General features: G+C 60.9%; 18 protein-coding genes, 1 tRNA gene and 1 pseudogene. 9 read left to right on the plus strand and 11 right to left on the minus strand.

Annotated elements, in window-relative coordinates:
* The coding region (locus tag FHK92_RS20860; RefSeq protein WP_309109615.1) for an ImcF-related family protein at nucleotides 1–1,482 on the plus strand (1,482 nt) is incomplete at its 5' end.
* A 181-nt stretch (nucleotides 1,483–1,663) separates the two neighbouring features.
* On the opposite strand, the gene FHK92_RS20865 is transcribed toward FHK92_RS20860, so the two are convergent.
* From FHK92_RS20865 to FHK92_RS20880, 4 genes are all read right to left on the minus strand, one after another.
* Nucleotides 1,664–2,251, minus strand: coding sequence for a hypothetical protein (locus FHK92_RS20865; RefSeq protein ID WP_181289747.1), 588 nt, complete (start codon nucleotides 2,249–2,251; stop codon nucleotides 1,664–1,666).
* Between the two features lie 4 nt (nucleotides 2,252–2,255).
* Nucleotides 2,256–2,699, minus strand: coding sequence for a DUF3592 domain-containing protein (locus FHK92_RS20870; protein ID WP_181289748.1), 444 nt, complete (start codon nucleotides 2,697–2,699; stop codon nucleotides 2,256–2,258).
* A gap of 70 nt (nucleotides 2,700–2,769) precedes the next feature.
* Entirely contained in the window at nucleotides 2,770–4,935 is a 2,166-nt protein-coding gene (locus tag FHK92_RS20875; RefSeq protein ID WP_181289749.1) for a methyl-accepting chemotaxis protein, read from the minus strand.
* Between the two features lie 478 nt (nucleotides 4,936–5,413).
* On the minus strand, nucleotides 5,414–6,631 hold the full coding sequence (locus FHK92_RS20880; RefSeq protein ID WP_181289750.1) for an MFS transporter: 1,218 nt from the start codon (nucleotides 6,629–6,631) through the stop codon (nucleotides 5,414–5,416).
* 322 nt (nucleotides 6,632–6,953) lie between these two features.
* Here FHK92_RS20880 and FHK92_RS20885 point away from each other — a divergent pair, with 322 nt between their 5' ends.
* On the plus strand, nucleotides 6,954–9,011 hold the full coding sequence (locus FHK92_RS20885; RefSeq protein ID WP_181289751.1) for a methyl-accepting chemotaxis protein: 2,058 nt from the start codon (nucleotides 6,954–6,956) through the stop codon (nucleotides 9,009–9,011).
* A 103-nt stretch (nucleotides 9,012–9,114) separates the two neighbouring features.
* Nucleotides 9,115–9,191, plus strand: a tRNA-Met gene (locus FHK92_RS20890).
* A gap of 127 nt (nucleotides 9,192–9,318) precedes the next feature.
* On the opposite strand, the gene FHK92_RS20895 is transcribed toward FHK92_RS20890, so the two are convergent.
* Together FHK92_RS20895 and FHK92_RS20900 are read right to left on the minus strand one after the other, a co-directional pair.
* A complete protein-coding gene (locus tag FHK92_RS20895) occupies nucleotides 9,319–10,644 on the minus strand; it encodes an APC family permease (RefSeq protein WP_181289752.1) in 1,326 nt (441 codons plus the stop codon).
* 217 nt (nucleotides 10,645–10,861) lie between these two features.
* A complete protein-coding gene (locus FHK92_RS20900) occupies nucleotides 10,862–11,683 on the minus strand; it encodes a carbon-nitrogen hydrolase family protein (RefSeq protein ID WP_181289753.1) in 822 nt (273 codons plus the stop codon).
* A gap of 125 nt (nucleotides 11,684–11,808) precedes the next feature.
* On the opposite strand from FHK92_RS20900, the gene FHK92_RS20905 reads away from it, so the two are divergent.
* Both FHK92_RS20905 and ggt read left to right on the plus strand, forming a co-directional pair.
* Nucleotides 11,809–12,609 (plus strand): helix-turn-helix transcriptional regulator, encoded by an 801-nt coding sequence (locus FHK92_RS20905; RefSeq protein WP_181289754.1) that lies wholly within the window; start codon nucleotides 11,809–11,811, stop codon nucleotides 12,607–12,609.
* Between the two features lie 95 nt (nucleotides 12,610–12,704).
* Nucleotides 12,705–14,555 carry a gamma-glutamyltransferase gene (gene ggt / locus FHK92_RS20910; RefSeq protein ID WP_181289755.1) on the plus strand — a complete coding sequence of 617 codons (1,851 nt, stop codon included), beginning with the start codon at nucleotides 12,705–12,707 and terminating at the stop codon, nucleotides 14,553–14,555.
* 244 nt (nucleotides 14,556–14,799) lie between these two features.
* On the opposite strand, the gene FHK92_RS28165 is transcribed toward ggt, so the two are convergent.
* Both FHK92_RS28165 and FHK92_RS28170 read right to left on the minus strand, forming a co-directional pair.
* Complete coding sequence (locus FHK92_RS28165) at nucleotides 14,800–15,231, minus strand: methyl-accepting chemotaxis protein (protein ID WP_375154620.1); 432 nt, start codon at nucleotides 15,229–15,231, stop codon at nucleotides 14,800–14,802.
* A 108-nt stretch (nucleotides 15,232–15,339) separates the two neighbouring features.
* Nucleotides 15,340–16,116 (minus strand): annotated as a pseudogene (locus FHK92_RS28170) (PAS domain-containing protein); the annotation flags it as partial.
* 219 nt (nucleotides 16,117–16,335) lie between these two features.
* On the opposite strand from FHK92_RS28170, the gene FHK92_RS20920 reads away from it, so the two are divergent.
* The 3 genes from FHK92_RS20920 to FHK92_RS20930 all read left to right on the plus strand — a co-directional run bounded on the left by FHK92_RS20920 (nucleotide 16,336) and on the right by FHK92_RS20930 (nucleotide 19,727).
* Nucleotides 16,336–17,754 carry a short-chain fatty acid transporter gene (locus FHK92_RS20920; protein ID WP_181289757.1) on the plus strand — a complete coding sequence of 473 codons (1,419 nt, stop codon included), beginning with the start codon at nucleotides 16,336–16,338 and terminating at the stop codon, nucleotides 17,752–17,754.
* Nucleotides 17,755–17,864: 110 nt separating this feature from the next.
* A complete protein-coding gene (locus FHK92_RS20925) occupies nucleotides 17,865–19,025 on the plus strand; it encodes a hypothetical protein (protein ID WP_181289758.1) in 1,161 nt (386 codons plus the stop codon).
* Between the two features lie 177 nt (nucleotides 19,026–19,202).
* The gene (locus FHK92_RS20930; RefSeq protein ID WP_181289759.1) at nucleotides 19,203–19,727 is read left to right on the plus strand and encodes a lysine methyltransferase; all 525 of its coding nucleotides are present in this window, start codon (nucleotides 19,203–19,205) and stop codon (nucleotides 19,725–19,727) included.
* Nucleotides 19,728–19,737: 10 nt separating this feature from the next.
* On the opposite strand, the gene can is transcribed toward FHK92_RS20930, so the two are convergent.
* Entirely contained in the window at nucleotides 19,738–20,382 is a 645-nt protein-coding gene (gene can / locus FHK92_RS20935; protein ID WP_181289760.1) for a carbonate dehydratase, read from the minus strand.
* 133 nt (nucleotides 20,383–20,515) lie between these two features.
* On the opposite strand from can, the gene FHK92_RS20940 reads away from it, so the two are divergent.
* Complete coding sequence (locus FHK92_RS20940) at nucleotides 20,516–20,920, plus strand: serine kinase/phosphatase (RefSeq protein WP_181289761.1); 405 nt, start codon at nucleotides 20,516–20,518, stop codon at nucleotides 20,918–20,920.
* Between the two features lie 244 nt (nucleotides 20,921–21,164).
* Here FHK92_RS20940 and rimI read toward each other — a convergent pair whose 3' ends face one another.
* Together rimI and FHK92_RS20950 are read right to left on the minus strand one after the other, a co-directional pair.
* Nucleotides 21,165–21,617, minus strand: a complete 453-nt coding sequence (rimI, locus tag FHK92_RS20945; protein ID WP_039594544.1) for a ribosomal protein S18-alanine N-acetyltransferase — start codon at nucleotides 21,615–21,617, stop codon at nucleotides 21,165–21,167.
* Nucleotides 21,610–22,395 carry an energy transducer TonB gene (locus tag FHK92_RS20950; RefSeq protein ID WP_181289762.1) on the minus strand — a complete coding sequence of 262 codons (786 nt, stop codon included), beginning with the start codon at nucleotides 22,393–22,395 and terminating at the stop codon, nucleotides 21,610–21,612. Before FHK92_RS20950 ends, rimI begins: the two co-directional genes overlap by 8 nt.
* Nucleotides 22,396–22,503: the final 108 nt, after the last annotated feature.

Consider the following 22,503-nt stretch of genomic DNA (forward strand, 5'->3'; position numbering starts at 1 on the left):
TGGGAGGGCCAGGTGCGCCAGGCCATCGACGACATCGCCCAGGCGCGGCGTGAGGAAATCGATTGGGTGCTCAGCGACAAACCCGGCGAGGTCGATCCCCGGTTGACGCCGGACGAGCTGAAGACGCGCCTGACCGAACGCTATTTCCAGGACTACGCCAGCGCCTGGCTTGGGTTTCTCAACAGCCTGCGCGCCCGCCAACCGAAAAACCTGGACGGGGTGATCGAGCAACTGACGCTGATGAGCGACGTGCGTCAGTCGCCGCTGATCGCGTTGATCAATACCCTGGCTTACCAAGGCCAGGCCGGCAGCCGCGCGCCGGCCTTGGGCGACTCGCTGATGAAATCCGCGCACAAGCTGATCGGGCCGAACCAGGCGTCGGTGATCGATCAATTCGTGGATCTGCCCGGTGGACCGCTGGACGCCACCTTCGGACCGTTGTTGACGCTACTGGGCAAGGGCACCGAAGGCCGAAACGCCAGCGACCATCTGAGCCTGCAGGCCTACCTCACCCAAGTAACCCGCGTGCGCCTGAAGCTGCAACAGATCAGCACCGCCAGCGACCCCATGGAAATGACCCAGGCCCTGGCGCAGACGGTGTTCCAGGGCCGCGGCATCGACCTGACCGACACCCAGTCCTACGGCCGATTGATGGCCGCCAGCCTCGGCGCGCAATGGGCCGGGGTTGGCGAAACGCTGTTCGTCCAGCCGCTGGAACAGGCCTGGCAGCGGGTGCTGCAACCGTCGGCGGCGGGCCTCAACAGCCAGTGGCAGCGTTCGATCGTCGAGCACTGGAACGCGGCCTTTACCGGGCGCTATCCGTTCGCCGCGACGGCCAGCGATGCTTCGCTACCAATGCTGGGGCAGATGATCCGCGCCGACACGGGGCGCATCGAACGCTTCCTGCACAGCCAATTGAGCGGCGTGCTGCGCAAGGAAGGCAACCGCTGGGTGGCCGATCCGCGTCATGGCCGTGGCTTGCGGGTCAATCCGCAGTTCCTCGCGGCGATCAACCAACTCGGCGACCTGGCCGATGTGCTCTACACCGACGGGGGCCTGGGCTTGAGTTTCGAGCTGAGCGGCAAAGGCGTGCGCGATGTGGTGCAGACCACCTTCATCCTCAACGGTGAAAAACACGAGTACTTCAACCAGAAGGAACGCTGGCAACGGTTCGGTTGGCCGGGGCGCAGCGACTATCCCGGGGTCAGCCTGACGTGGACCAGCGTTCACACCGGCGAGCGGTTGTTCGCCGACTACGCCGGCACCTGGGGGCTGATCCGCTTGCTGGAACAGGCCAGGTTCACGCCACTGGACGATGGCGACAGCCGCTACCGCATGGAGCTCAAGGCCCCCGATGGCCTGGGCCTGACCTGGCACCTGCGCACCGAACTGGATGCCGGGCCGATGACGCTGCTGAAGTTGCGGGGGTTCAAGTTGCCGGGGCGGATATTTCTGGAGGGACGCGAGGCGGCAAAGGGGTAGGCATACATAGGGTGGCGAGGGCGCTTGCCCCCGCCAAGCCCCGCAGGACCAGCCTGCCGTGCACAACAATCTGCATGCACGGCTTGGGTTCGAGCGTCAGGTATCCGTTCTCTATCCAGACGCACAGAATCTATTCCGACGTTACGTGCACCCTGCTGGTCCGGGGTTCGCCCAGTCGCAACTAGAACAGATACCCCATGTAGATCGCCGCACCGCCACCGGCCTGTAGACCGGCGTTCACACCTGCCATAACTACCGCGCCCTTGGCCGAACGTGCCAGTTGCCGGTTGACAGTGGTCGAAGCGATGAGCGATGTCGCCGGATTGGAGCTCAAGGCCACCGACAGCGCCAACAGCTTGGGATCGAGTCCGAACAGCAACGCCGTGGCCGAACCGCCGACTACCAGGCCCACGCCCACTTCGGTGTACATGCAAGGGCCGGTGATGTCGTCGCTGGTCAGGTCGCGATCAACCAGCGCATCGCTGACAAATACCTTGCCGGTGCTAGGGAATGCCTCTGCGGCACCCGCTCCACTCACACCCTTGCCTTTGATCTGGATATTGATCTTGCCGAAACGCGGCAGCCGCGCGCCAAACCCGACACCCACGCCGACACCGCCATAGCGGTAGCTGACGTCTTCGCCTTGGGGCGAACGCAGGATGATCGAGCCGCCACTGCCCGCCACCATGACCACGGTGAGACCACCACCGCTGGCGGTCTGGTATTGCCAACGGCTTTCATTGACCGGAATAGGGATGTTGTAGCTCATGCGTTCAAAGTCCTTTAAGTGGATGAGCCGCGCCGCGACCGCGCTGACGGGTGGCTTTCAAGAGTCCGACCAGGGTGAAAACCAGACCGATGCAGCCCAATAATGCCGAGGTTCCCCACAGGGCACCCCGATCATCGACGATGGCGCTGCCGGCCGGCTGCTCGGGCAAATAGTGCACCTGCACCGGCTGGTCTTTCTGATAACCGAAGATAAAGCCGCCCTGAGGGTAGGAAATCTTTTCGCCGCTGGCGGTGGTGAAGGCGATCTCGGGATGCGAACCACCGGCGTTCAAATGGCTGACAATGCCATCAGCCATTTCGGCGCGAGCAAGAAATTCGCGCCGATCGAGCGCCAGGTTGAAGGCGGCGCCCAACAAACCAATGCCAATCAGCGCGAAAAGCAATCCCAGCAGTGTCTGTCCGATGCGTGACGGCGTGTCGTTAGCCATGGCAGGTCTCGGTATTCGTCCGTGAAGAAGGGCCCGCAGGATAGCAAAAAGCCTCCCCGCTGACCTTTTTTTACCTTGAAACTTTCACCTTGAACCGCCCAAGCACACGCTGCATCAACGAGGCTCGCTCGGAGAGATCCTTGGCGGCGATGGCACATTCATGGGAGTTCGACTGGTTCTTCTGGGTCACCTCGTCGATCTGTTCGAGCCCGATGCTCGCCTGTTGCAAGCCTGAAGCCTGCTCGCTGGAGGCCTGGTAGATCAGCGAAACCAGGCTGGAGACTTCGCTGGTCCCGCTGACGATATTCTTCAGCGATTCGGCGGTACGGCCGGCGATGATCATGCCGCGCTGGGTCTTGCTCGAGGAATCGGCGATCAGCGCAGCTGTCTGCTGGGCCGCCTCGGCGCTGCGGGCGGCCAGGCTGCGCACTTCGTCCGCCACCACCGCGAAACCACGGCCGAGTTCACCCGCCCGCGCAGCCTCGATCGCCGCATTGAGCGCGAGGAGGTTGGTTTGCGCGGCAATGTTATCGATGGTGGTGATGATGGCCGTGATGTCCTTGCCCGAGTTATCGATTTCGGCCATGGCGGCGATCAACTCACTCATCAGCTTATCGCTCTCCCCCGCATCGGCGCGTGAAGCCTGGGATTGCTCATCGGCTTTCTTGGCATTGGCGGCGTTGTCCCGGGTCTGGGCGGCCATTTGCGTCATTACCGCACTGATCTCGGTGATGGACGAGGCGGAATTCGAGGCGCCCTCGGACAGTGACTGGCTCAGGTCGGTCACCTGCGTCGAGCTGCCGGTGATCTGGGTGGCGCTGGCCTGAACTTCGGAAATCAGCTGGTTCAGGTTGCTGACCATTTTCTCCAGCGACTTGCCCAAGGTGTCCTGGGGCGAAGACAGCCGGACCTGCAGATCCAGATCACCTTCGGAAATGCGCTCCGCCACCCTCACCTGCCGTTGCAGGCTCTCGGACATATCGTTCAGGGCGGCCGACAACTGCCCGACTTCATCTTCGGACTGCTGCACCAGTCGCCGCGAAAAATCCCCGAGGCTGATGGTCGCGGCCAAGGCAGCCGCCTCGCGAATCGGCCCGACGATCTTGGCGGCGGCATACCACAGGGCGGCCAGGGCCAACAATGAAATGACCAACCCTACCGACACCTGCCAGATACTGTTGTCGAGGCTGCGCGCCTGCAGCTCCTGCTCCAAGGCGATGGCCTGGCTCATGACCACGGCCTTGGGCAGGCGAATCAACACCGCCCAGGGTTTGCCGGTACGGCCGAGCACAATCGGCATCAGCACTTCGATATTCTGGGTTTGCGCATTCAGCAGGCCATCCCCTCGTCCGCCCTGGATATCGCCCAGCACCTTTTCCCAGGAATCGGGCAAGAGGGCCTTGATCGGCTGGCCGATCAAGTCGGTACGCTGGCTGTCCGCGACCACCAGCCCCTGGTTGCTCAAGATCGACACCGTGCCTTTGCCGCCATAGAGGTCGGCAGACATCTGCTCGCTGAGTTTCTGGATGAAGGCGATGTCGAAGTCAGCGCCAACCACCCCGTAGAATTTCCCTTCGGAGACGATGGGCACCGACAAGGTGGTCAGCCAGACATTTTTCCCCTGCACCACGTAAGGAATGGGGTCCAACACGCTTTCCTTCAGGGTGTCGCGCGGGCCGCTGTACCACCCGCCCTTGAGCACACCATTGGCATGGCGGTCGGCCGAGTCATACTCGACCAACGGTTGCACCGCGACATGACCATCGGCGCTGCGCGTCCAGTAAGGCGTAAAACGTCCGGTCACGGGGTTATTGCCGTCTTGTGCGTTGCGGAACCCGAGGTCCTGCCCGTCCAGCGCATTCGGCTCCCAGCAGGAATAGGTGCCGTTGAAGTCAGGGTTGTCCTTGAGCACATTGAGCAGCACGCTGTTGATCTGTTCACGGCCCAATGCCAGGGGGCTTTGCGAAGCCTTGCTGGCGGCAAAAGTATTGGCCATTGTGCGTGCTGCATCCAATGCATTCTGCAGCTTGGCCTGGATGGCGTTGGCACGGGATTCGGCCAGGTTCTGGATTTCCCGGATGGTTGATTTTTCAACCAGCGCACTGACCTCGCTCGCGACATATTGCTCATTCGACCGGGCAGTAAAGAGCCCGTAGACAACCAGGCTGACAGACGAAACAAACAGGCATGCGCCCGCCGTGACACAAATGCGTGCCTGCAACGACGTGAACTTCATATCATTCCCCACCCGATTCTATTTTTCGCGCCGCCATGAAGAACGCCGGCAGCCACCGCGTGCACGACTCGGCGAATACGACTGACGCTGCTTACGTCATGCACCGAAGTGGATGGCCGGGCATGGCGATACAGCTGGTTATTGGTTGAAACGTGGGGAGATGGCGCGCAGATTCACTCTATGCGTCCGAGGGACGATAAAGGACATTCAACGTCAGGAGCCGAAGACCTCCGGAAACGAAGGCCTTCGCGGAAAGAATGTGAATCCGCTATCCAGTCACCGTAAAGCGACCCCTGGATATTTGCCGCAGAGTCCATTCCAACCATTTGCCACGCAGGCAAATTAGCACGAGCGGTATTTGTACAAGAGCCAACTTAAGGCTCATGTAGATCGAGACTTTAGTACCGGTTATTCATGACTCGAGCCGCCAAGAGCTCGGTGTTTCCCAAGAACACCGAGCCGTCTGGCTGGAGGCTGCTCAGGCCTTTTTTGTCCTGGGCAAAAAGATCGCCAACACCCCAAACAACGGCAGGAACGAGCACAGCCAGTACACGTATTCAATGCCACGAATGTCTGCCAGATGCCCCAACAGCGCCGCGCCAATCCCGCCGAAGCCGAACATCAGACCGAAGAATACGCCAGCGATCATCCCGACGTTGCCCGGCACCAGTTCCTGGGCATACACCACGATCGCGGAGAACGCCGAGGCCAGGATGAAGCCGATGATCACGCTGAGAATGCTGGTCCACAGCAGGTCGACGTGCGGCAGGACCAGGGTGAATGGCGCTACGCCGAGGATCGAGAACCAGATCACGGCCTTGCGCCCGATTCTGTCGCCGATCGGGCCGCCGAAGAACGTTCCCGCCGCCACCGCGCCAAGGAACAGGAACAGGTGTAACTGCGAAGAGGCCACCGAAAGGTCGAACTTCTCGATCAGGTAGAACGTGAAGTAACTGGTGAAACTGGCCATGTAGAAGTACTTGGAAAAGACCAACAGCCCCAGCACCACGAGCGCACTGAGGACACGTCCCTTGGATAACCCGTGGGTCGCCGCCTGGCCTTGCTTGAGCTTGAACAGGTTCAGGTGATTGGCGTACCAGCGGCTGATGCGGTACAGCACAAACAAGGCAAACAGTGCGAACAGGCCGAACCAGGCCACGTTGCCTTGCCCGTAAGGAATGATGATCGCCGCCGCCAACAGCGGGCCGAAGGCAGAGCCGGCGTTACCGCCGACCTGGAAAGTCGATTGGGCCAAGCCATAGCGGCCACCCGATGCCAGTCGAGCCACCCGCGACGCTTCGGGGTGGAAGGTCGACGAGCCGATGCCGATCAACGCGGCGGCCAGCAGGATCAAGGCAAAGCTGCCGACCATCGACATCATCACGATGCCGACCAATGTGCACACCGTTCCCGCCGGCAGGAGCCAGGGCTTGGGATGCCGATCGGTGTGATAACCCACCCAGGGTTGCAGCAGCGAAGCGGTGAGCTGAAAGGTCAACGTGATCAGGCCAACCTGGGTGAACGTCAGGCCGTAACTGTCCTTGAGCATTGGGTAGATCGACGGCAAGACCGCCTGGATCAGGTCGTTGATCAGATGCGCCAGCGCCACCGCACCAATGATGCGCATGACCAGTGGACTGTTTTGGGGCGTCGCGGCTGCCGACGTCATGTCGGCCTGGGTATTGCTGATAGCCATGGGAGTTTCCATACGGCGGGTGGGTGCACGAGGCAGGCGCATCAATGTGCCATTTTTCACTATGGCAAGGCTATCCCCTTAGCTTGCTATCGACCTATAAAAAACAAGGTGATAGCGCAACGCCATGGTCTGAATCTTGCCTTGCTAATGCTCTAAGACGTGATCCCCTTACAAAGGGGATCGAGAATGGGAAGTTTCGCTACAGAGCAGGCCTACAGAGCCGGCCTGGACAAGCTTTCGAGGCCTTTTGAGAGAACACCCGTTTCAGCACCTGTGTAAAAACGCACAAATTCGGTGCAAGGGTGTTCAGGGGAGTATGGGCATGCAGGCTTTTCTATCACCGGGGATTCGGTTGCTGGGGCATTTTGGTTTCGCCCGTAAATTCCAACTGTTGTTCCTGTTATTCATCCTGCCGCTCATGGGCAGCTTGTGGCTCATCGGCCAGGATTACCGCGACAAGCTCAACCTGATTTCCGGGGAGCGCGCCGGGGTGCGTCAATTGCTGGCGCTGGATAACCTGGACAACCTACTGACCGCCCAGCGCAATCGCGCGGCCCGTTGGCGCGCCACCGAAACCAATCGGCAACCCACCCCCGCGACGCTGGCCGCCATGGCGGCGTTCGATGCGGTGCAGCCGGCGCTCAACCAGGCCGCCACCGACCTGGGCACAACCTTGCAAACCGAAGGCGCCGAAGCCGACACCCTCGCCCGCTACCAGGCCTTGCAAACCAGCCTCAACGGCCTTGATTCCAAAAGCCTGGGCAGCGTGGGTTGGTGGCCGGACGGCTACGATCGTTTCACCGCCGCCCTTGGCGCGTTGCAAGCCCTGCGCGAACAGATCGTCATGGACAATCGCCTGACGCTCGCGTCCTGGCTGGAAACCTACCTGCTGACGCAAATCTCGACTCAGCAGACACCTGACCTGATCGAACGCGTAGGGCGCCTGGCCAGCGTTGGTCAAGCCTCGGTGGTGTCAGGCCAATTCACCCTGCAGAGCCGCCTGCAACTGCGTGACCTGCGCAGCCGCATTGGCGACGCACGGGACCAGCTGGTCAAGACCGGTGCACTTCTGGAAACCCGGCTGCCGAGCGAATTGCAAAGCTGGGCCGACCAATTTCAAGGCAGCCTGAAAAATCTCGACGGCGGTTTGAAGGTCTTGGATGACGGGGTGTTCGGCGGCTCCATCAACCTCAAGCCGGAAGGCTTCGAGAAACAGATGGACGCCCTCCTCGTCGACCTGGCGACCTTGCGGCAGCAATCATTGGTGGCGCTGGATAACCGGCTGGACCAATATCATGGCTCGGCCATCCGCCAGTTCACACTCGTAGCCATCGTGCTCGGCTGTCTGCTGCTGGCCGCGCTGTATCTCTTCGTTTGCCTGCAAGCGTCCATCCGCCGCAGCGCCAGTGGCATCACCTTGCTGGCCGAAGCCTTGCGCGATGGCAACCTGAGCCTGCAAGTGCCGGTGCAGGGCCGGGACGAACTGGCGGCGATCAGCACCGCCCTCAATGTCGCCGTGGTCCAGTTGCGCAACAGCCTGTTAGGCGTGGATCACGAGACACTGCAACTGAGCGACGCCGTGCGCACCCTCAACACCCACTCCAGCGGAGCCCTGGGTGAAGTCGAGGCCCAGCAGATGCAGATCAGCCAGATTGCCGCCGCCGCGACCCAACTGGCCGCGACCTCTCAAGGCGTCGCGAAAAGCTGCGAACAAGCTTCTGACAGCGCGCAACAGACCCGCCGTATCGCCGCCGACAGCAGCCGCGACAGCCAGCGCACCACAGCGAGCATCCAGCAGCTCAACCAGCGGCTCAACGAAACCGCCGCCGCATTGGGCCGAGTCAGCGAACAAGGCCAGCAGATTCAACTGGTGGTCGACACCATTCGCGGCGTGGCCGAGCAGACCAACCTGCTGGCACTCAACGCGGCTATCGAGGCCGCCCGCGCCGGTGAACAGGGTCGGGGCTTCGCTGTCGTGGCTGACGAAGTACGCAGCCTGTCGCAACGCACCCAGTCCTCCACGCAGCAGATCGCCGGCACCGTCGACAGCCTGCGCGCGACGGTCAACGAAGCTGTCAGCCTGATGGAAGCGGCCTGCGGCCAGGCCCAGACCGACGCTCAAGCGGTCACCGGTCTTGGCGAACGGCTGGGCGAAATTGCCAGCGCGGTACAGAGCGTGACCGACACGCTGGCCCAAATTGCCACTGCGGTGGACGAACAGGCCAGCACCGCCGACGAAGTCAGCGGCAATATCCAGCAGGTCGATCAAGCGGCCATGCGCCTGCTGGAAGGCGCCCGCGCAGTGAATCTGGCGGCGGACACCTTGAGCCAGGGTAGCCAGGCCTTGAGCGCGAACACCGGGAGATTTCAACTCAGCTGACGAGCATTTGCAGCGAGGGCGGATAAGCAGTTGAAAGTGCAAAGAAATATTTTAGGTTTGCGCTTGACACATCTCCGTTACCAGCGAATAATGCGCGCCACTTGGCTACATAGCTCAGTTGGTTAGAGCATAGCATTCATAATGCTGGGGTCCGGGGTTCAAGTCCCTGTGTAGCCACCAAGTCCTGTTCAAAGATGTTCTTGAATGTCTTTGAACAACAAGAAGCCCGCCTAGTGCGGGCTTTCTTGTTTCTGGGTTTCCGTAAATGCCCCCGCAAGATTCAGCTCATCCCACGGGGTGCAAGGAATTACGCGGCTTCCTGGAAATCCATCTCCGGTGGCTGGCGCTGAAAACCACCCGTCAGCACCGCCAGGTACACCACACCAATCGCCAGCCAGCTCAAGCCAAGGTAGATCGCTGAGTGATCGAGGCTGACCATCAGCCATACATCCGCCGCCAGGCCGATAAACGGAAACAGCAGGAACAACACGAGTTCACGCAGCCCCTTCTTCTGTGCGCCGATCCAGTAATGAAAGATCACCGACAGGTTCACCAGACTGAACGCCAGGAACGCGCCGAAGTTGATGAACGAGGTTGAGGTGGTGACATCCAGTTTCAGCGCCAGCAAAGCGACCACCGCACATAAAAGAACGCTGTTGACCGGCGTACCAAAGCGTTCGTGCAAGGTGCCGAAGAACGATTTAGGCAGCACGCCATCACGGCCCATGGCGAACAACAGGCGCGAGCCGCTAGCCTGGGCTGACAGCCCCGATGCGAACTGGCCAACGATCAGGCCGATCAGGAAGATCGACACGAACAGGTCACCACCGATATTGCGGGCAATTTCATAAGCGGCCGCGTCGACGCTGTCGAACTGGAACGACGGATGCGCGATCTGCACGAAGTACGACACGCTGACGAAGATCAATCCGCCGATCAGCGTAATCAACATGATCGCTCGCGGGATGGTACGGCGAGGGTCGCGGGTTTCTTCGGTCAAGGTGCTGACCGCGTCGAACCCGAGGAAGGAATAACAGGCGATGGCTGCACCGCTCATGATCAGCGGCATCTGCATATCGCCGTTGAAGAACGGCTTGACCGACCACAACGGTGTGCTGGCATCCCCTGCGACGTAATGGACGCACAGCGCAACGAAGGCGACTAGGACCAGGAACTGCACCAGCATCAGCAGTGCGTTGATGCCGTTGGCCAATATCAGACCGACAATGTTGATTGCGCTCGTAACGCCGATGAACACCAGCACCCAGAGCCACTGTGGCAAGGCCGGGAAAGCGGAGTGCAGGTAGGCCGCGCCGATCAGCCAGATCGCCATGGGCAGGAACAGGTAATCGAGCAATACCGCCCAACCGGCGATGAAACCCAGTTTCGGGCTGATCGCCTTGCGCACATAGCTATAGGCCGAACCGGCGACGGGGAACGCCGCGGCCATTCGGCCGTAGCTCATGGCGGTGAAGAACATGGCCACAAGTGCAGCGAGGTAAGCGGCGGGAACCATGCCGGAGGTGGATTGAGCGAGGATGCCGAAGGTGCCGAGGACAATGATCGGTGTCATATAAGCGATGCCGAACAGCACCACCGACCCCAGTGAAAGGGTGCGTTGCAAACGAGCCATGAGCGACTACTCCGAATTATTAGATTTATGGCAGAGCCGAGTTCGGCGCAAGATTTTCGGGTGTTACGTTGTTGTTCTGGTTCTTGAGCAACAGGAATGGGTTGCTTGTCAGGGCCTCTTCGCGGGCAGGCCCGCTTCGGATCTCGGGCGTTCTTACAACCAGTGTGGGAGCGGGCTTGCCCGCGAAGGCGTTAGCCCTGGCAATACAGGATCAGGATCAACGCGAAGGAATCAGCAGCTCCCGCAATCCACAGGCATGCTCGACAATCTCCCCCGGCATCTTCAGCCGCTGATCATCCAGGTACCGATAATCACGCCGCGCCGCCGTCAGCTGGTTCAGGTTCAATTCCACCGCAAACTGCCCTTCTTCCCGCCCGGCCTCGAACAACAACGTGCCCAGCGGGTCGACCAAGGCACTGCCGCCTGCAAACACCAACCCGCCATCCCCCTCTTCCACCCGATTGACCATCAGCGCAAACGCCTGGTTTTCCTGCGCGCGCGCCATGATCGCGGTGCGATGAGTCGGGCCATAGGGGTCCATGTTGCCGTTGGTGACGATCAACAACTCGGCGCCCAATTGCGCCAGGGCGCGGGCGCTTTCCGGGAACTCGATGTCGTAGCAGATCAACAGGCCGACCCGCACACCGTTCCACTCACACGTGGCGTAACGGTCACCGGCTTCGAACACACCGCGATCCGACGCCCAGAGATGAGTCTTGCGATATTTCAGGGCGATGCCCTCTGGTGTAATCAACAGTGTGGTGTTGTAGAAACGGCCGCGATCGTTTTCGGCCACGCCGATCACCACGGCAATGTCATGTTCCCGGGCCGCGGCAAGCACCGCGCTGACGGTCGGCCCGTCCAGCGGTTCGGCGGTTGCGGCCAATGTCTCAACCGACGGAAAGCCCATCAGGTGAGTTTCGGGAAACACGATCATTTGCGTGTCGGCAGCGCAGGCGGAAATCGCCTCAAGAGCGCGTTCGAGGTTGTAAGCCGTGTCGTTATCACGGCCCGCCAACTGGGCGAGTTCGACTTTCATGGGTATTCCTTGTTGTTGGCCTGGCCGGCAGAAAGATTGCCCGGTCGGTTTCTGTGCGCCAGTATGCGCAGCAAGCCCAGGGCCGGGAAATCACGCCGCTGGGGTAACCCGATAGGGGTAGAGGCATGACACTTTCATTAGATGACATCGCGTGGCATCGCTCGGTCGGGCAACTGATCGACGCCTTGGACAAGCCCAACTTCTGGACGCAGCTCGTCCGCTTGCTGGATCAGTACGTACCCTTCGACAGTTGGGTGGCACTGCTTTTCAGCGCCGATCAACGTCCGCAGGTTTTTGCCGAATGCCCGGGCGCGGATGGCAGCCCCGATCAGTTGTTCCAGGATTACCTGCGGGGGTTGTACCTGCTCGATCCGTTCTACATCGCTTGTCGCGAGCAGTCGCGCACTGGGCTGTATCGCCTGTCGGAAGTGGCACCGGAACATTTCGAGTTGACCGAGTATTACCAGCGTTACTTTCGTCTGAATGTGGTTTCCGATGAAGTCCAGTTCAATTGTCAGCTCGAAGGCGATCGCACGCTGTGCCTGTCGTTGGGCAGCAAGCAGCGGTTCAGTGGCCAGCAGCTTGCCTTGCTGTCGCTGATCCAGCCGTGGGTGCTCGGCCTGTTGCGCCAGCGCCTGCCTTACGAAATCAACGAAGTGGTGGCGCTGGCGCCAGCACCACCGCAGGTCGACTGGCGCGTGCAGTTGGAAGCGTCAGTGCAACAGCTCAAAGGCACACAGTTGACCGCACGGGAACTGGATGTCGGGCGCTTGATGCTCAGCGGTTGCTCCAGCAAGGAAATCGCCCGCAAGCTGGAAATCTCTGCCGAAACCGTGAAAGTCCATAAAAAGCACATGTACAGCAAACTGGGGATCAAGTCCCAATCCGAGCTGTTTTCGATTTTTCTCCAGGCGCAGAATGCCTGACGTTTTCTGTAGGACGAAGCCGAACCGCCTCCCCCGCTGATTTGCACCCCGCGCCTCGTATCGCTACAGTCGGCCTCAATACCCCTGGCCCACGGATGGAGCGACACGTGCTTTCAGACCTCAAACCGAATCTCAATCGCCTGTCAGCCGTTTCGCTGTTGGCTGTCGCCCTGACACTCGCCGCCTGTAAGACTCCGCTCTCCTCCACGCCTCCCTTGCCCAGCGCACCGGAGATCGCTTCCGGCTACCGCACCGATCTGCAGACTCGCCACGCGGACAAACACATGGCCGCCGCGGCGAACCCGCTGGCTGCCGAGGCTGGGCGAGAAATGTTGCGGCGCGGCGGCTCGGCCATCGACGCGGCGATTGCGATGCAGGCGGTGCTGACCCTGGTGGAACCGCAGTCTTCCGGCATTGGCGGCGGTGCGTTCATTGTGCTGTGGGACGGCAAGGCAGTGCGTACCTATGACGGGCGCGAAACCGCCCCGGCCGGCGCCAGCGAAAAGCTGTTCCTTCAGGCCGATGGCAAACCCATGCCGTTTACCGCCGCACAAATCGGCGGACGCTCGGTGGGCACGCCGGGCGTGTTACGTGCGCTGGAGCTGGCCCATCGCAAACACGGCCGCCTCCCATGGGCGACATTATTCGAGCCGGCAATTGCACTGGCGGACCAGGGTTTCAAGATTTCTCCGCGGCTGCATTCGATGATCGCGGCCGATGCGTCCTTGCCAGACTCCCCCGACATGGCCGCCTATTTCCTGAACGCCGATGGCAGCCCTAAGGCGGCCGGTACATTGTTGAAAAATCCGGCACTGGCTCGCGTCCTCAAACGAATCGCCACCGAAGGGCCGAACGCCTTGTATGAAGGGCCGGTCGCCGAAGAGATGGTCGCCAAGGTCCAGGGTCACGCCAATCCCGGTAGCCTTTCACTGAAGGATCTAAAGGGCTATGCCGCCCGGGAACGTGCACCGTTGTGCACCGATTACAAACGCTGGCAAGTCTGCGGCATGGCGCCACCGTCGTCGGGTGGAATCGCCGTCGCACAAATCCTCGGGACGTTGGAAAACCTCGAACACCGTGACGCCCGCTGGGCCCTCGCTCCGTTGAAGCCGCACACGTCCGACAAACCCGCCGGCATCGAGCCCGCACCCGAAGCGGTGCACCTGATTGCTGAAGCTGAACGCCTGGCCTACGCCGACCGCGCCCTGTATGTCGCCGACTCGGATTTTGTTCCGGTACCGGTCAAAGGGCTGGTCGATCCGGGCTACCTGGCCAGCCGCGCCAACCTGATCGGCCCGCGCAGCATGGGCGTTGCCAAGCCCGGGACGCCACCGGGCATCCAGGTCGCCTACGCGCCGGACCGTTCGCCGCTGCGCATTTCCACCTCGCAAGTGGTGGCGGTGGATGACCAGGGCGGCGCCGTATCGATGACCACAACGGTGGAGTCGGCGTTCGGCTCGCACTTGATGGTCCAGGGTTTCATGCTCAACAACCAGATGACCGACTTCTCATTCATTCCCGAAGAAAACGGACAGAAAGTCGCCAACCGCGTCGAACCCGGCAAACGCCCACGCTCGTCCATGGCGCCGACGCTGGTGTTCGATCGCCAGAGCGGCGAATTGCTGGCGGCGGTCGGCTCTCCGGGTGGCTCGCAGATCATCGAGTACGTGGCCAAGTCGGTGATCGGGCTGCTGGATTGGAGCCTGGACCCGCAAGCCGCCATCAACCTGCCCAACTTCGGCAGCCGCAACGGCCCGACCGAGCTGGAACAAGGACAGTTCAGCCCGGCGCTGATCCAGGCGCTGAAAGACAAAGGCCACGCGGTGAGCGAGATCGACATGACCAGCGGCACCCAGGCGATCGTCCGGGTGCGTGATGGGCAGGGGAAAGCGTCACTCGCTGGCGGCGCGGATCCGCGGCGCGAAGGCGAAGCGTTGGGGGATTGAGCGCTCGCCATCAGTTGGAAACTGATGAACCCGTGGCGAGGGAGCTTGCTCCCGCTGGGTCGCGAAGCGGCCCAAAAACTGCCGAATCGGAGCTCCAGATACACCGCACTCGCCGGTCCATAGCCGCTTCGCAGCCGAGCGGGAGCAAGCTCCCTCGCCACAGATGTTTAGACGCCTCTAAATGAACAGTATTACGTCCATCAGGTGGAGCTTGCGCACGATGGCGGCTCGCCCGGCAGTTCTCTCAAGTTGATAGCTGGTTGGCAAACTGGCTCACCGCATCCACTACCTTCTTCGCGCCGTCCTGAATCTCGACGATCACGCTCCCCGCCTCGGCCGCCAGGGCCAGGCCCTGTTCCGCCTGGTGCTGGCCGTCGGTCATCAGCGCCACGGCATTGCGCGCCATGTCCTGGTTCTGGCGAACCACGCCAACGATTTCATCGGTGGCCTGGCTGGTACGCGAAGCCAGTTGCCGCACTTCATCGGCCACTACCGCGAATCCCCGACCCTGTTCACCGGCCCGGGCGGCCTCGATGGCGGCGTTGAGCGCCAGCAAGTTGGTCTGCTCGGCGATGCCGCTGATGGTCTTGACGATGGTACCGATCACCAGGGATTGCTCGTTCAACGCTTCGATCCCTTGGCCGGCGGTCTGCATGTGCTGGGCCAGGTCGCGCATCACATCCACCGCCTGGGTGACGACGGTGGTGCCGCGCTGGGCGCTGTTGTCGGTCTGCAGGGAAGTGCTGTAGGCAATGTTGGCGGCCTCGGCGACGGCTTTTTCCTGATTGACCTGATCAGTGATATTGGTGGCGAACTTGACGACTTTGTAGAGCCGATCGTTGGCATCGACCACCGGGTTGTAGGAAGCTTCCAGCCACACTTCGCGACCGTTGCTGTCGATACGCTTGAAGCGCCCGGCAACGAACTCTCCGCTGTTCAGGCGCTTCCAGAAGTGCTGGTAGGCAGGACTGTTGTATTCCTCGGGCTCGCAAAACGTACGGTGGTGCTTGCCCTTGATCTGCGCCAGGCTGTAACCCATCGCATTGAGGAAGCGGTCGTTGGCCGTCAACACGTGTCCGCCGAGGTCAAATTCGATCACCGCCGTCGAACGCACCAAGGCGCCAATCAGGTTTTCATGCTCGCGGGAATTCTCGATGGTGCGCGTCAGGTCGTTGGAGTACATCGAGAAAAAACGGACTCGCCCATCAGCATTGCGCACCGGTTGAAGGATCGAACGCAACCAGGCCTCTTTGCCATCGCCTCGCGTCAGGCGCACGGCACCGGAGAAATGCTCGCCACGGGTCAGCGCGGTCTTGAAGCGAACCTGGAACTCATTGGTCCTCAGGTAAGCCGGTACCAAGTCTTCAATGGATCGCCCGATCAAGTCTTGGCTCTTGTAATGCATGTCGTCGAGAAAGTTCTGATTGACCGACTGCACCCGTCCTTCCGCATCCAGGGTCAGGCCGAGCATTTCACGATCCAGGCTCTCTTTCACTTGCATGAGACTTGAAAGTTCTTGGCGAAGAGCAAGCAGCTCCTGCTTCAGGCGATTGTTGAACATGGCAAGCTCCGGCAGGCAGGAGAAATTCTGCTATTCCATTGCCATCGGCCCGGCGAATTTTTTCTAAAGAGTGCCGCCGGTCAGTCTGAAAAATAATCAGGTCGTGCTCGAACGCCGCTCCGTCTCCCACGGTCATTGGATTGTTCTATTGTTTGCGCCTGACCGCCGATGCTTCGTCGCTCCAGATACCCATAACCATAAAAAATCGAGGTAATTGCCGTGACCACCGACATTGAAGACAGCCGTTCCGCCCGCTTCGCGCTGCGCTGTTCCAGTTTTGCCGAGCGCTGGTTCCCTGACTCCTGGGTCTTCGCCGCGCTGGCGGTGCTGGTGGTCGCGCTGGCGACACAGCTCATCGGCGCCACGCCCACCGCGGCAGCCATGGCCTTTGGCGACGGGTTCTGGAGCTTGATCCCGTTCACCATGCAGATGGCTTTCGTGGTGATCGGCGGTTACGTGGTCGCCAGCTCGCCACCGGCCGTCAAATTGATTGACCGCCTGGCGCGCATTCCGAAGAACGGCCGCAGTGCCGTAGCCTGGGTCGCGCTGATTTCCATGATCGCGTCGCTGCTCAACTGGGGCTTGTCGCTGGTGTTCGGCGGTTTGCTGGTTCGGGCCCTCGCCCGTCGCACCGACTTGAAGATGGATTATCGTGCCGCCGGCGCTGCCGCCTACCTGGGCCTGGGGGCGGTGTGGGCGTTGGGGTTGTCTTCCTCGGCCGCTCAATTGCAGGCCAACCCGGCCAGCCTGCCACCGTCGATCCTGTCGATTACCGGCGTCATTCCGTTTACCCAGACTATTTTTCTCTGGCAGTCGGGCGTGATGCTGCTGGCCTTGATCGTGATCTCGGTGATCATCGCCTACGCCACCGCTCCCGGTCCCAACAGTGCCCGTGATGCCGCCGCTTGCGGGATCGACCCCAGTTTCAGCATGCCGGCTCTGCAGCCCCGTACCCGTCCCGGGGAATGGCTGGAGCACAGCCCAATGCTGACCATCGCGCTAGTGCTGCTGGCGGCCGGCTGGCTGTTCCATGAGTTTTCGACCAAGCCAGCGATCAGTGCCATTTCCGGGCTCAACACCTACAACTTCTTGTTCATCATGTTCGGGGCCTTGCTTCACTGGCGGCCACGCAGCTTTCTCGACGCCGTCGCCCGTGCGGTGCCCACCACCACGGGCGTGTTGATCCAGTTTCCGCTGTACGGCTCGATCGCCGCGCTGCTGACAACGGTCAAGGGCAGCGATGCCCAGACGCTGGCCCACCATATCTCGACCTTTTTCGTACAGATCGCTTCGCATGATACCTACGCCTTGTTGATGGGGGTCTATTCGGCGGTGCTGGGCTTTTTCATTCCCTCCGGCGGCGGTAAGTGGATCATCGAGGCGCCCTATGTGATGCAGGTGGCCAACGACCTCAACTACCACCTGGGCTGGGCGGTGCAGATCTATAACGCCGCCGAAGCGCTGCCGAATCTGATCAACCCGTTCTACATGCTTCCGTTGTTGGGTGTGCTCGGGTTGAAAGCCCGGGACTTGATCGGCTTTTCCTTCGTGCAGTTGCTGGTGCATACGCCGTTGGTGCTGGCGCTGCTGTGGGCATTGGGGACGACGTTGAGTTATCTGCCGCCAGTGATGCCATAAAGCCATAAAAAAGGGCCGATTTTTCCATCGGCCCACTTCTTCTTCGGCTCCGTCTGTTTCAGTATGGATACACCCTGTTTCGAGGGGCCCACGCTGAAAAGGATCTGAGCATGTCCAAACTCGCCGCACTTCCTCTTGCCGCCCTGGCCTTGAGCGCCACCGCCCAAGCCGCCAACATCGACGTCAACCTTGGCAGCACCGAGCGCGTCACCCGTCTCTTCGCTTACCCGAACAATTGCAACGTCATTTGCTTTCGCAACTGGACACTGGAGCAGACCGTCGAGCATTACCTGACGCAAAGCGTCCAGCGTGACGGCTACGAAGCGGCCAAGGTCAGCGTCAAAAGCGACAACGGCACCGTCTACGCCAACATCAGCGGCGTGCCGAAGAGCTATGGCCAACCGCTGAAGGCCCTGCTCAATGCCGGAGATTTGGCATACAACGGCGCCACGAAACTCAACAATGATAAAAAATGGGCCTACAACTGGTACCTGTTCCTGCCGTTGGGCATGGCCCTGGACAACCGCAAGAGTGTCGAACTGCTGCACTTCCCGCCGGATTATTCCCTGACCCAGGCCCAGGACTACCTGGAATCGGCCACCACGGATCGTTGGGCCACGTTGCTGACCGCCAACGGCATCGCCGCCCCGAACACACCGGCTTACCAGACCATCATCGACATCGCGCCCATCGCGGCGCCGTCCAATGCCGGCAGTACGCTGGCCGGGCTCTACAGTTATTTCAACGATTACCAGACCACCATGGTCAAGCAAGTCACCCGAAGTTCCAAAGGAGCGTCGTTGCCAATGGTGGCCTTCGGCGCGCCGGTCCGGGACTGGATCAAGACCCAATACGGCCAGACCGTGGCTGTGCTCGGCCTGGCGACCATCGAGCCCGCACCGGGCGCCAAGGTCCCCGTCCTCGGCTCCAACCATCCCAGCTATATCTGGTATGCCGCGGACCCGGCCAGCTACGACGGCGACGAAGCCAAGGCAGATGCTGCAGGCTTGAAAGTCATGGGCCAGGACCTGAGCGCCGCCTGCTGGCAGGCCGGCATGGGCAGCAAGCCTGGCACCGACCCGAGCACCCTGCTGAACCAGTGCACGCAGACCTGGCAGGTGACGCAAAAGGAAAAGACCTGCGAGTTGTTCTACACCTCGGTTCGTAAACTGAGCGAGGCGGACGCAGAGAAAAAATGTGAGACACCGCCCGTCAAGTCGGAACTGCAGCAGCTGAAAGTGCCGATGCCATTGCCCGCCGAAGCCGTATAACTCGCTGACAAGCCTTCCCGTGCAAGCCTGCGCTCACACGGGAAGGTGCTTACAGCACCTGTCAGAGTCGACAGTAGAAACCACCCACGGTTTGGAGGAACCTATCGGGGTTCTCAACGACCGCTGGCAGGACGCCTGCGCTGAACTGTCGAGTGCAAGGCACCGACAAGGACCGTCATGACAACGTTTAAAGATTCCAAGGGCCCAGGGAATCATGACTGCATTTACTTGGAAACCCAGCTCAGCAGCCACCAGGGCTACCCTTCAGTGCACGATTTTGAAGTGCACCAGACGAACGATGGGCGCGGCAACGGGATCGTCGCACGCAAGCAATTCGCCTCCATGACGCGGATATGCAGGGTGTCAGGACTGCTGGTCAGTCACCGACGCCTGCACACCCTGCAGATCCTGCCGAACGTCCATATGTATGACCCACACTTCGCCGGGCTGCTGTTGCATTCATGCAACCCGAATGTCTTCCTCGACATGAGCGAACTGTGGTTATGGTCCCTGATCGACATCCGCGAAGGCGATCGCCTGACGATGGACTACGCCAGCACCGAACAGAAGCTGTATCGGCAATTCGCCTGCCGGTGTGGTTCGTCCAACTGCCACGGCTGGATCACCGGGTATGACGAATCGCCGAATGAGCAAGGCATGGAGTTCCTTCGGCATTGGCGCCGTCATTGTCACCGCAACTGAAACACCTTGTTCAGGGTGCGTCTACCGGGCGCAAGCGATACTGCGGTGGCAGTTGCTCGAAACCGCTGATCGTCGTATCCAGGCTTTTCCAGCGTCCATCCTTGATGCCGTAGATGCAACCGTGGATCGACAGGCTTTGCCCCCGATGCCAGGCGTTCTGCACGATGCTGGTATGGCCGACGTTCGCCACCTGCTGGATGACGTTGAGTTCGCACAAGCGGTCCACGCGTTCTTCTTCGGTTGGCAGCTTGGCCAACGCATCGCGATGTTCGTAGTACAGGTCGCGAATCGAGCGCAGCCAACCGTCGATCAGGCCCAACTGACGGTCCTGCATCGAGGCACGTACGCCGCCGCAGCCGTAGTGGCCCGTCACCAGGATGTGCTTGACCTTGAGCACATCCACCGCGTACTGGATCACCGACAGGCAGTTCAGGTCCGTGTGCAGTACCACGTTGGCAACGTTACGGTGCACGAACAGATCACCCGGCAACATGCCGACGATTTCGTTGGCCGGGACCCGCGCATCGGAACAGCCGATCCACAGGTATTCGGGGGTTTGCTGACGAGCCAGCTTGGCGAAGAAGTCAGGATCCTCCTGCTTGATCGCATCGGCCCAGCGCGCGTTGTTATCAATCAGATCTTGTAATTCATTCATGCTGTCCAGCCTCGATAGAGAGTGCGCAACTGTGACAGACGACCGCCGGTCGAGGTCACGTCGGCGACGCGTTGGAATTCCTGGCCGCGCAGCCGGTCGACTCTTAGTAAGGCCCACAGTATGAGGAATTGCCATGAATGATTCACGACGTCCCTTTGATGCGACGCAACCGGAACCCATCGATGACAATGAAGACCGCATGGGCTCGATGCACGAGTTGGAATTCGATGACGATGAATACGACGCCAGGATTGGCGATGAATTGCCTGAGAACGAACGCGAGCAACTGATGCCGGACGAACGTGTGCGTGAAGCGGGCATGACAGGTGCCTCGATGGATGACCGCCAGCCGACCGACGATGACATGAGCCCCGAAACCCTGATTCGCGAAGACGGTGCCCGGGACGCCCATGAGGCGGGGGATGACGAACAGGCCGACTGGGACTTGAGCGTCGTGCATGAAAACGATATTGGCGGAGGTGATGGGCTGGACGAAGCGGAAATGGCCGATATCGATCCGCTCGATGGCAAGCGCTGACCCTGTGGGAGCGAGCTTGCTCGCGAAAGCGATGAGTCAGCTTGCATCAATGCCGAATGTTCCGCCGCCTTCGCGAGCAGGCTCGCTCCCACATGGGTTTTGGGTTTGATTTCAGATTTGGTGTTCGCCGCGAAGCCCTTGTGGGAGCGAGCCTGCTCGCGAAAGCGGTGGCTCAGTTCGCATCGATGTTAGATATGCCGCAGCCATCGCGAGCAAGCTCGCTTCCACATGGGGTCGTGGCAATTCAATCCACCAACGTACACGCCATGACCACCGCATCCTCGCGCCCACCCACCGCCGGGTAGTAATCCCGGCGCCGGCCCACTTCATTGAAGCCATAGCGCTCATACAGCCGGAACGCGGTGCGGTTGCTGTCGCGCACTTCCAGGAAGCATTCCCGGGCCTCGGCCTTGTAGGCAATCGACATGAGATGTTCCAACAGCCGCAAGCCCAGGCCACGCCCCTGGTTTTCCGGTTTCACGGTGATGTTGAGCAGGTGCGCTTCGTCGAGGATGATCTGCACCACGCCATGACCTACCTGCTGCTCGCCCTCGAACATCAACCAGATCTGGTATTTGCCAAGACCGTCGAGAAATATTCCACGGGTCCAAGGATGGCTATAAGCCGCGTATTCAATCTTCAGCACAGCGTCGAGGTCCGCCTCGGTCATCGGGCGGAACGATACAGCGTCACTCATTCGATTCTTTCCAGCGCGCCATCAGCCGGCGCATGGCTTGCCAGACGTCAGCCTTGTGCTGTGGCGTTTCCATTAACAATTCCAGCCCGGGCAACGCCCAGGCCGAGCCCAGGCCTTCGACCTGCAGTTCGCGATTGAACGCCTCGGCATCCGCCTCGCCGGCAAACTTCACCGCCGGCAAGCCGATCAGCCACAGGCACACGCAGGGCTCGTCTTCGAGCCGCGCCGAAACGAAGCCTTGGACGAAATCCCGCGCCGCCTCTGGCCCCTGATCCATCGTGCCCCGTGACAACAGCGGCCAGCGCACCGGTTCACCGATGATCTGCGGGCTGTCCGGCAGGCCTGCTGCGCGGAGCATGTCCTTGAGCAGCAGGTAAGCGGGATCGCGGCTTTGGAACGGATCGCCTGTGGGTAATTCCACCAGCAACAGGCAACGCCCGGCGCGCAGCAATTGCAGGGCGAAGCGCGGCGGCGGCACGTGGGCGACCTTGACCGGGGCAGGCGCTTCGTCGATCTCTTCTACCGGTTTGGCGTTCGTACGGGTCGAGGCCAGGCTCGGACGCGGGACTTCGATTTTCGGCCGCTCGGCGACAGGCGCCACTGGTTCGGCAACGGTCTTGGCCGCAGGCGCCACTGGTGCCGGCGCGATCTCCACCGGCTCAGGCGCTTCCAACAGCTCAGGCCGCGACGGGGCGGCAAAGGGCAATTCGGTACGCGGCAGCCAGTTGACCACCTGCATGGCGGTCAGATAGGCGCGGCGACGAGACTCGATAAGCAAAGGTCGGCCACTGTGGATAACTGAAAGTGGCAGCGATTCTACCGCCCTTCGGCGCGGATCGCTCCCCTGTCGCTTCATTAGTTGTTCAATACACGACGACAGTCCGTC

The sequence above is a fragment of the Pseudomonas brassicacearum subsp. neoaurantiaca genome, assembly GCF_013608025.1.
Lineage (GTDB): Bacteria > Pseudomonadota > Gammaproteobacteria > Pseudomonadales > Pseudomonadaceae > Aquipseudomonas.

Excerpts from the sequence above, each read along its gene's own strand:
- FHK92_RS20895 (WP_181289752.1), bottom strand. The coding sequence starts at position 10,644 with ATGGCTCGTTTGCAACGCACCCTTTCACTGGGGTCGGTGGTGCTGTTC.
- FHK92_RS20930 (WP_181289759.1), top strand. The coding sequence starts at position 19,203 with ATGACAACGTTTAAAGATTCCAAGGGCCCAGGGAATCATGACTGCATT.
- FHK92_RS20885 (WP_181289751.1), top strand. The coding sequence starts at position 6,954 with ATGCAGGCTTTTCTATCACCGGGGATTCGGTTGCTGGGGCATTTTGGT.
- can (WP_181289760.1), bottom strand. The coding sequence starts at position 20,382 with ATGAATGAATTACAAGATCTGATTGATAACAACGCGCGCTGGGCCGAT.
- FHK92_RS20940 (WP_181289761.1), top strand. The coding sequence starts at position 20,516 with ATGAATGATTCACGACGTCCCTTTGATGCGACGCAACCGGAACCCATC.
- FHK92_RS20880 (WP_181289750.1), bottom strand. The coding sequence starts at position 6,631 with ATGGCTATCAGCAATACCCAGGCCGACATGACGTCGGCAGCCGCGACG.
- FHK92_RS20870 (WP_181289748.1), bottom strand. The coding sequence starts at position 2,699 with ATGGCTAACGACACGCCGTCACGCATCGGACAGACACTGCTGGGATTG.
- FHK92_RS20865 (WP_181289747.1), bottom strand. The coding sequence starts at position 2,251 with ATGAGCTACAACATCCCTATTCCGGTCAATGAAAGCCGTTGGCAATAC.
- rimI (WP_039594544.1), bottom strand. The coding sequence starts at position 21,617 with ATGAGTGACGCTGTATCGTTCCGCCCGATGACCGAGGCGGACCTCGAC.
- FHK92_RS20875 (WP_181289749.1), bottom strand. The coding sequence starts at position 4,935 with ATGAAGTTCACGTCGTTGCAGGCACGCATTTGTGTCACGGCGGGCGCA.
- ggt (WP_181289755.1), top strand. The coding sequence starts at position 12,705 with ATGGAGCGACACGTGCTTTCAGACCTCAAACCGAATCTCAATCGCCTG.
- FHK92_RS20900 (WP_181289753.1), bottom strand. The coding sequence starts at position 11,683 with ATGAAAGTCGAACTCGCCCAGTTGGCGGGCCGTGATAACGACACGGCT.
- FHK92_RS20925 (WP_181289758.1), top strand. The coding sequence starts at position 17,865 with ATGTCCAAACTCGCCGCACTTCCTCTTGCCGCCCTGGCCTTGAGCGCC.
- FHK92_RS20905 (WP_181289754.1), top strand. The coding sequence starts at position 11,809 with ATGACACTTTCATTAGATGACATCGCGTGGCATCGCTCGGTCGGGCAA.
- FHK92_RS28165 (WP_375154620.1), bottom strand. The coding sequence starts at position 15,231 with ATGCGCGACCTGGCCCAGCACATGCAGACCGCCGGCCAAGGGATCGAA.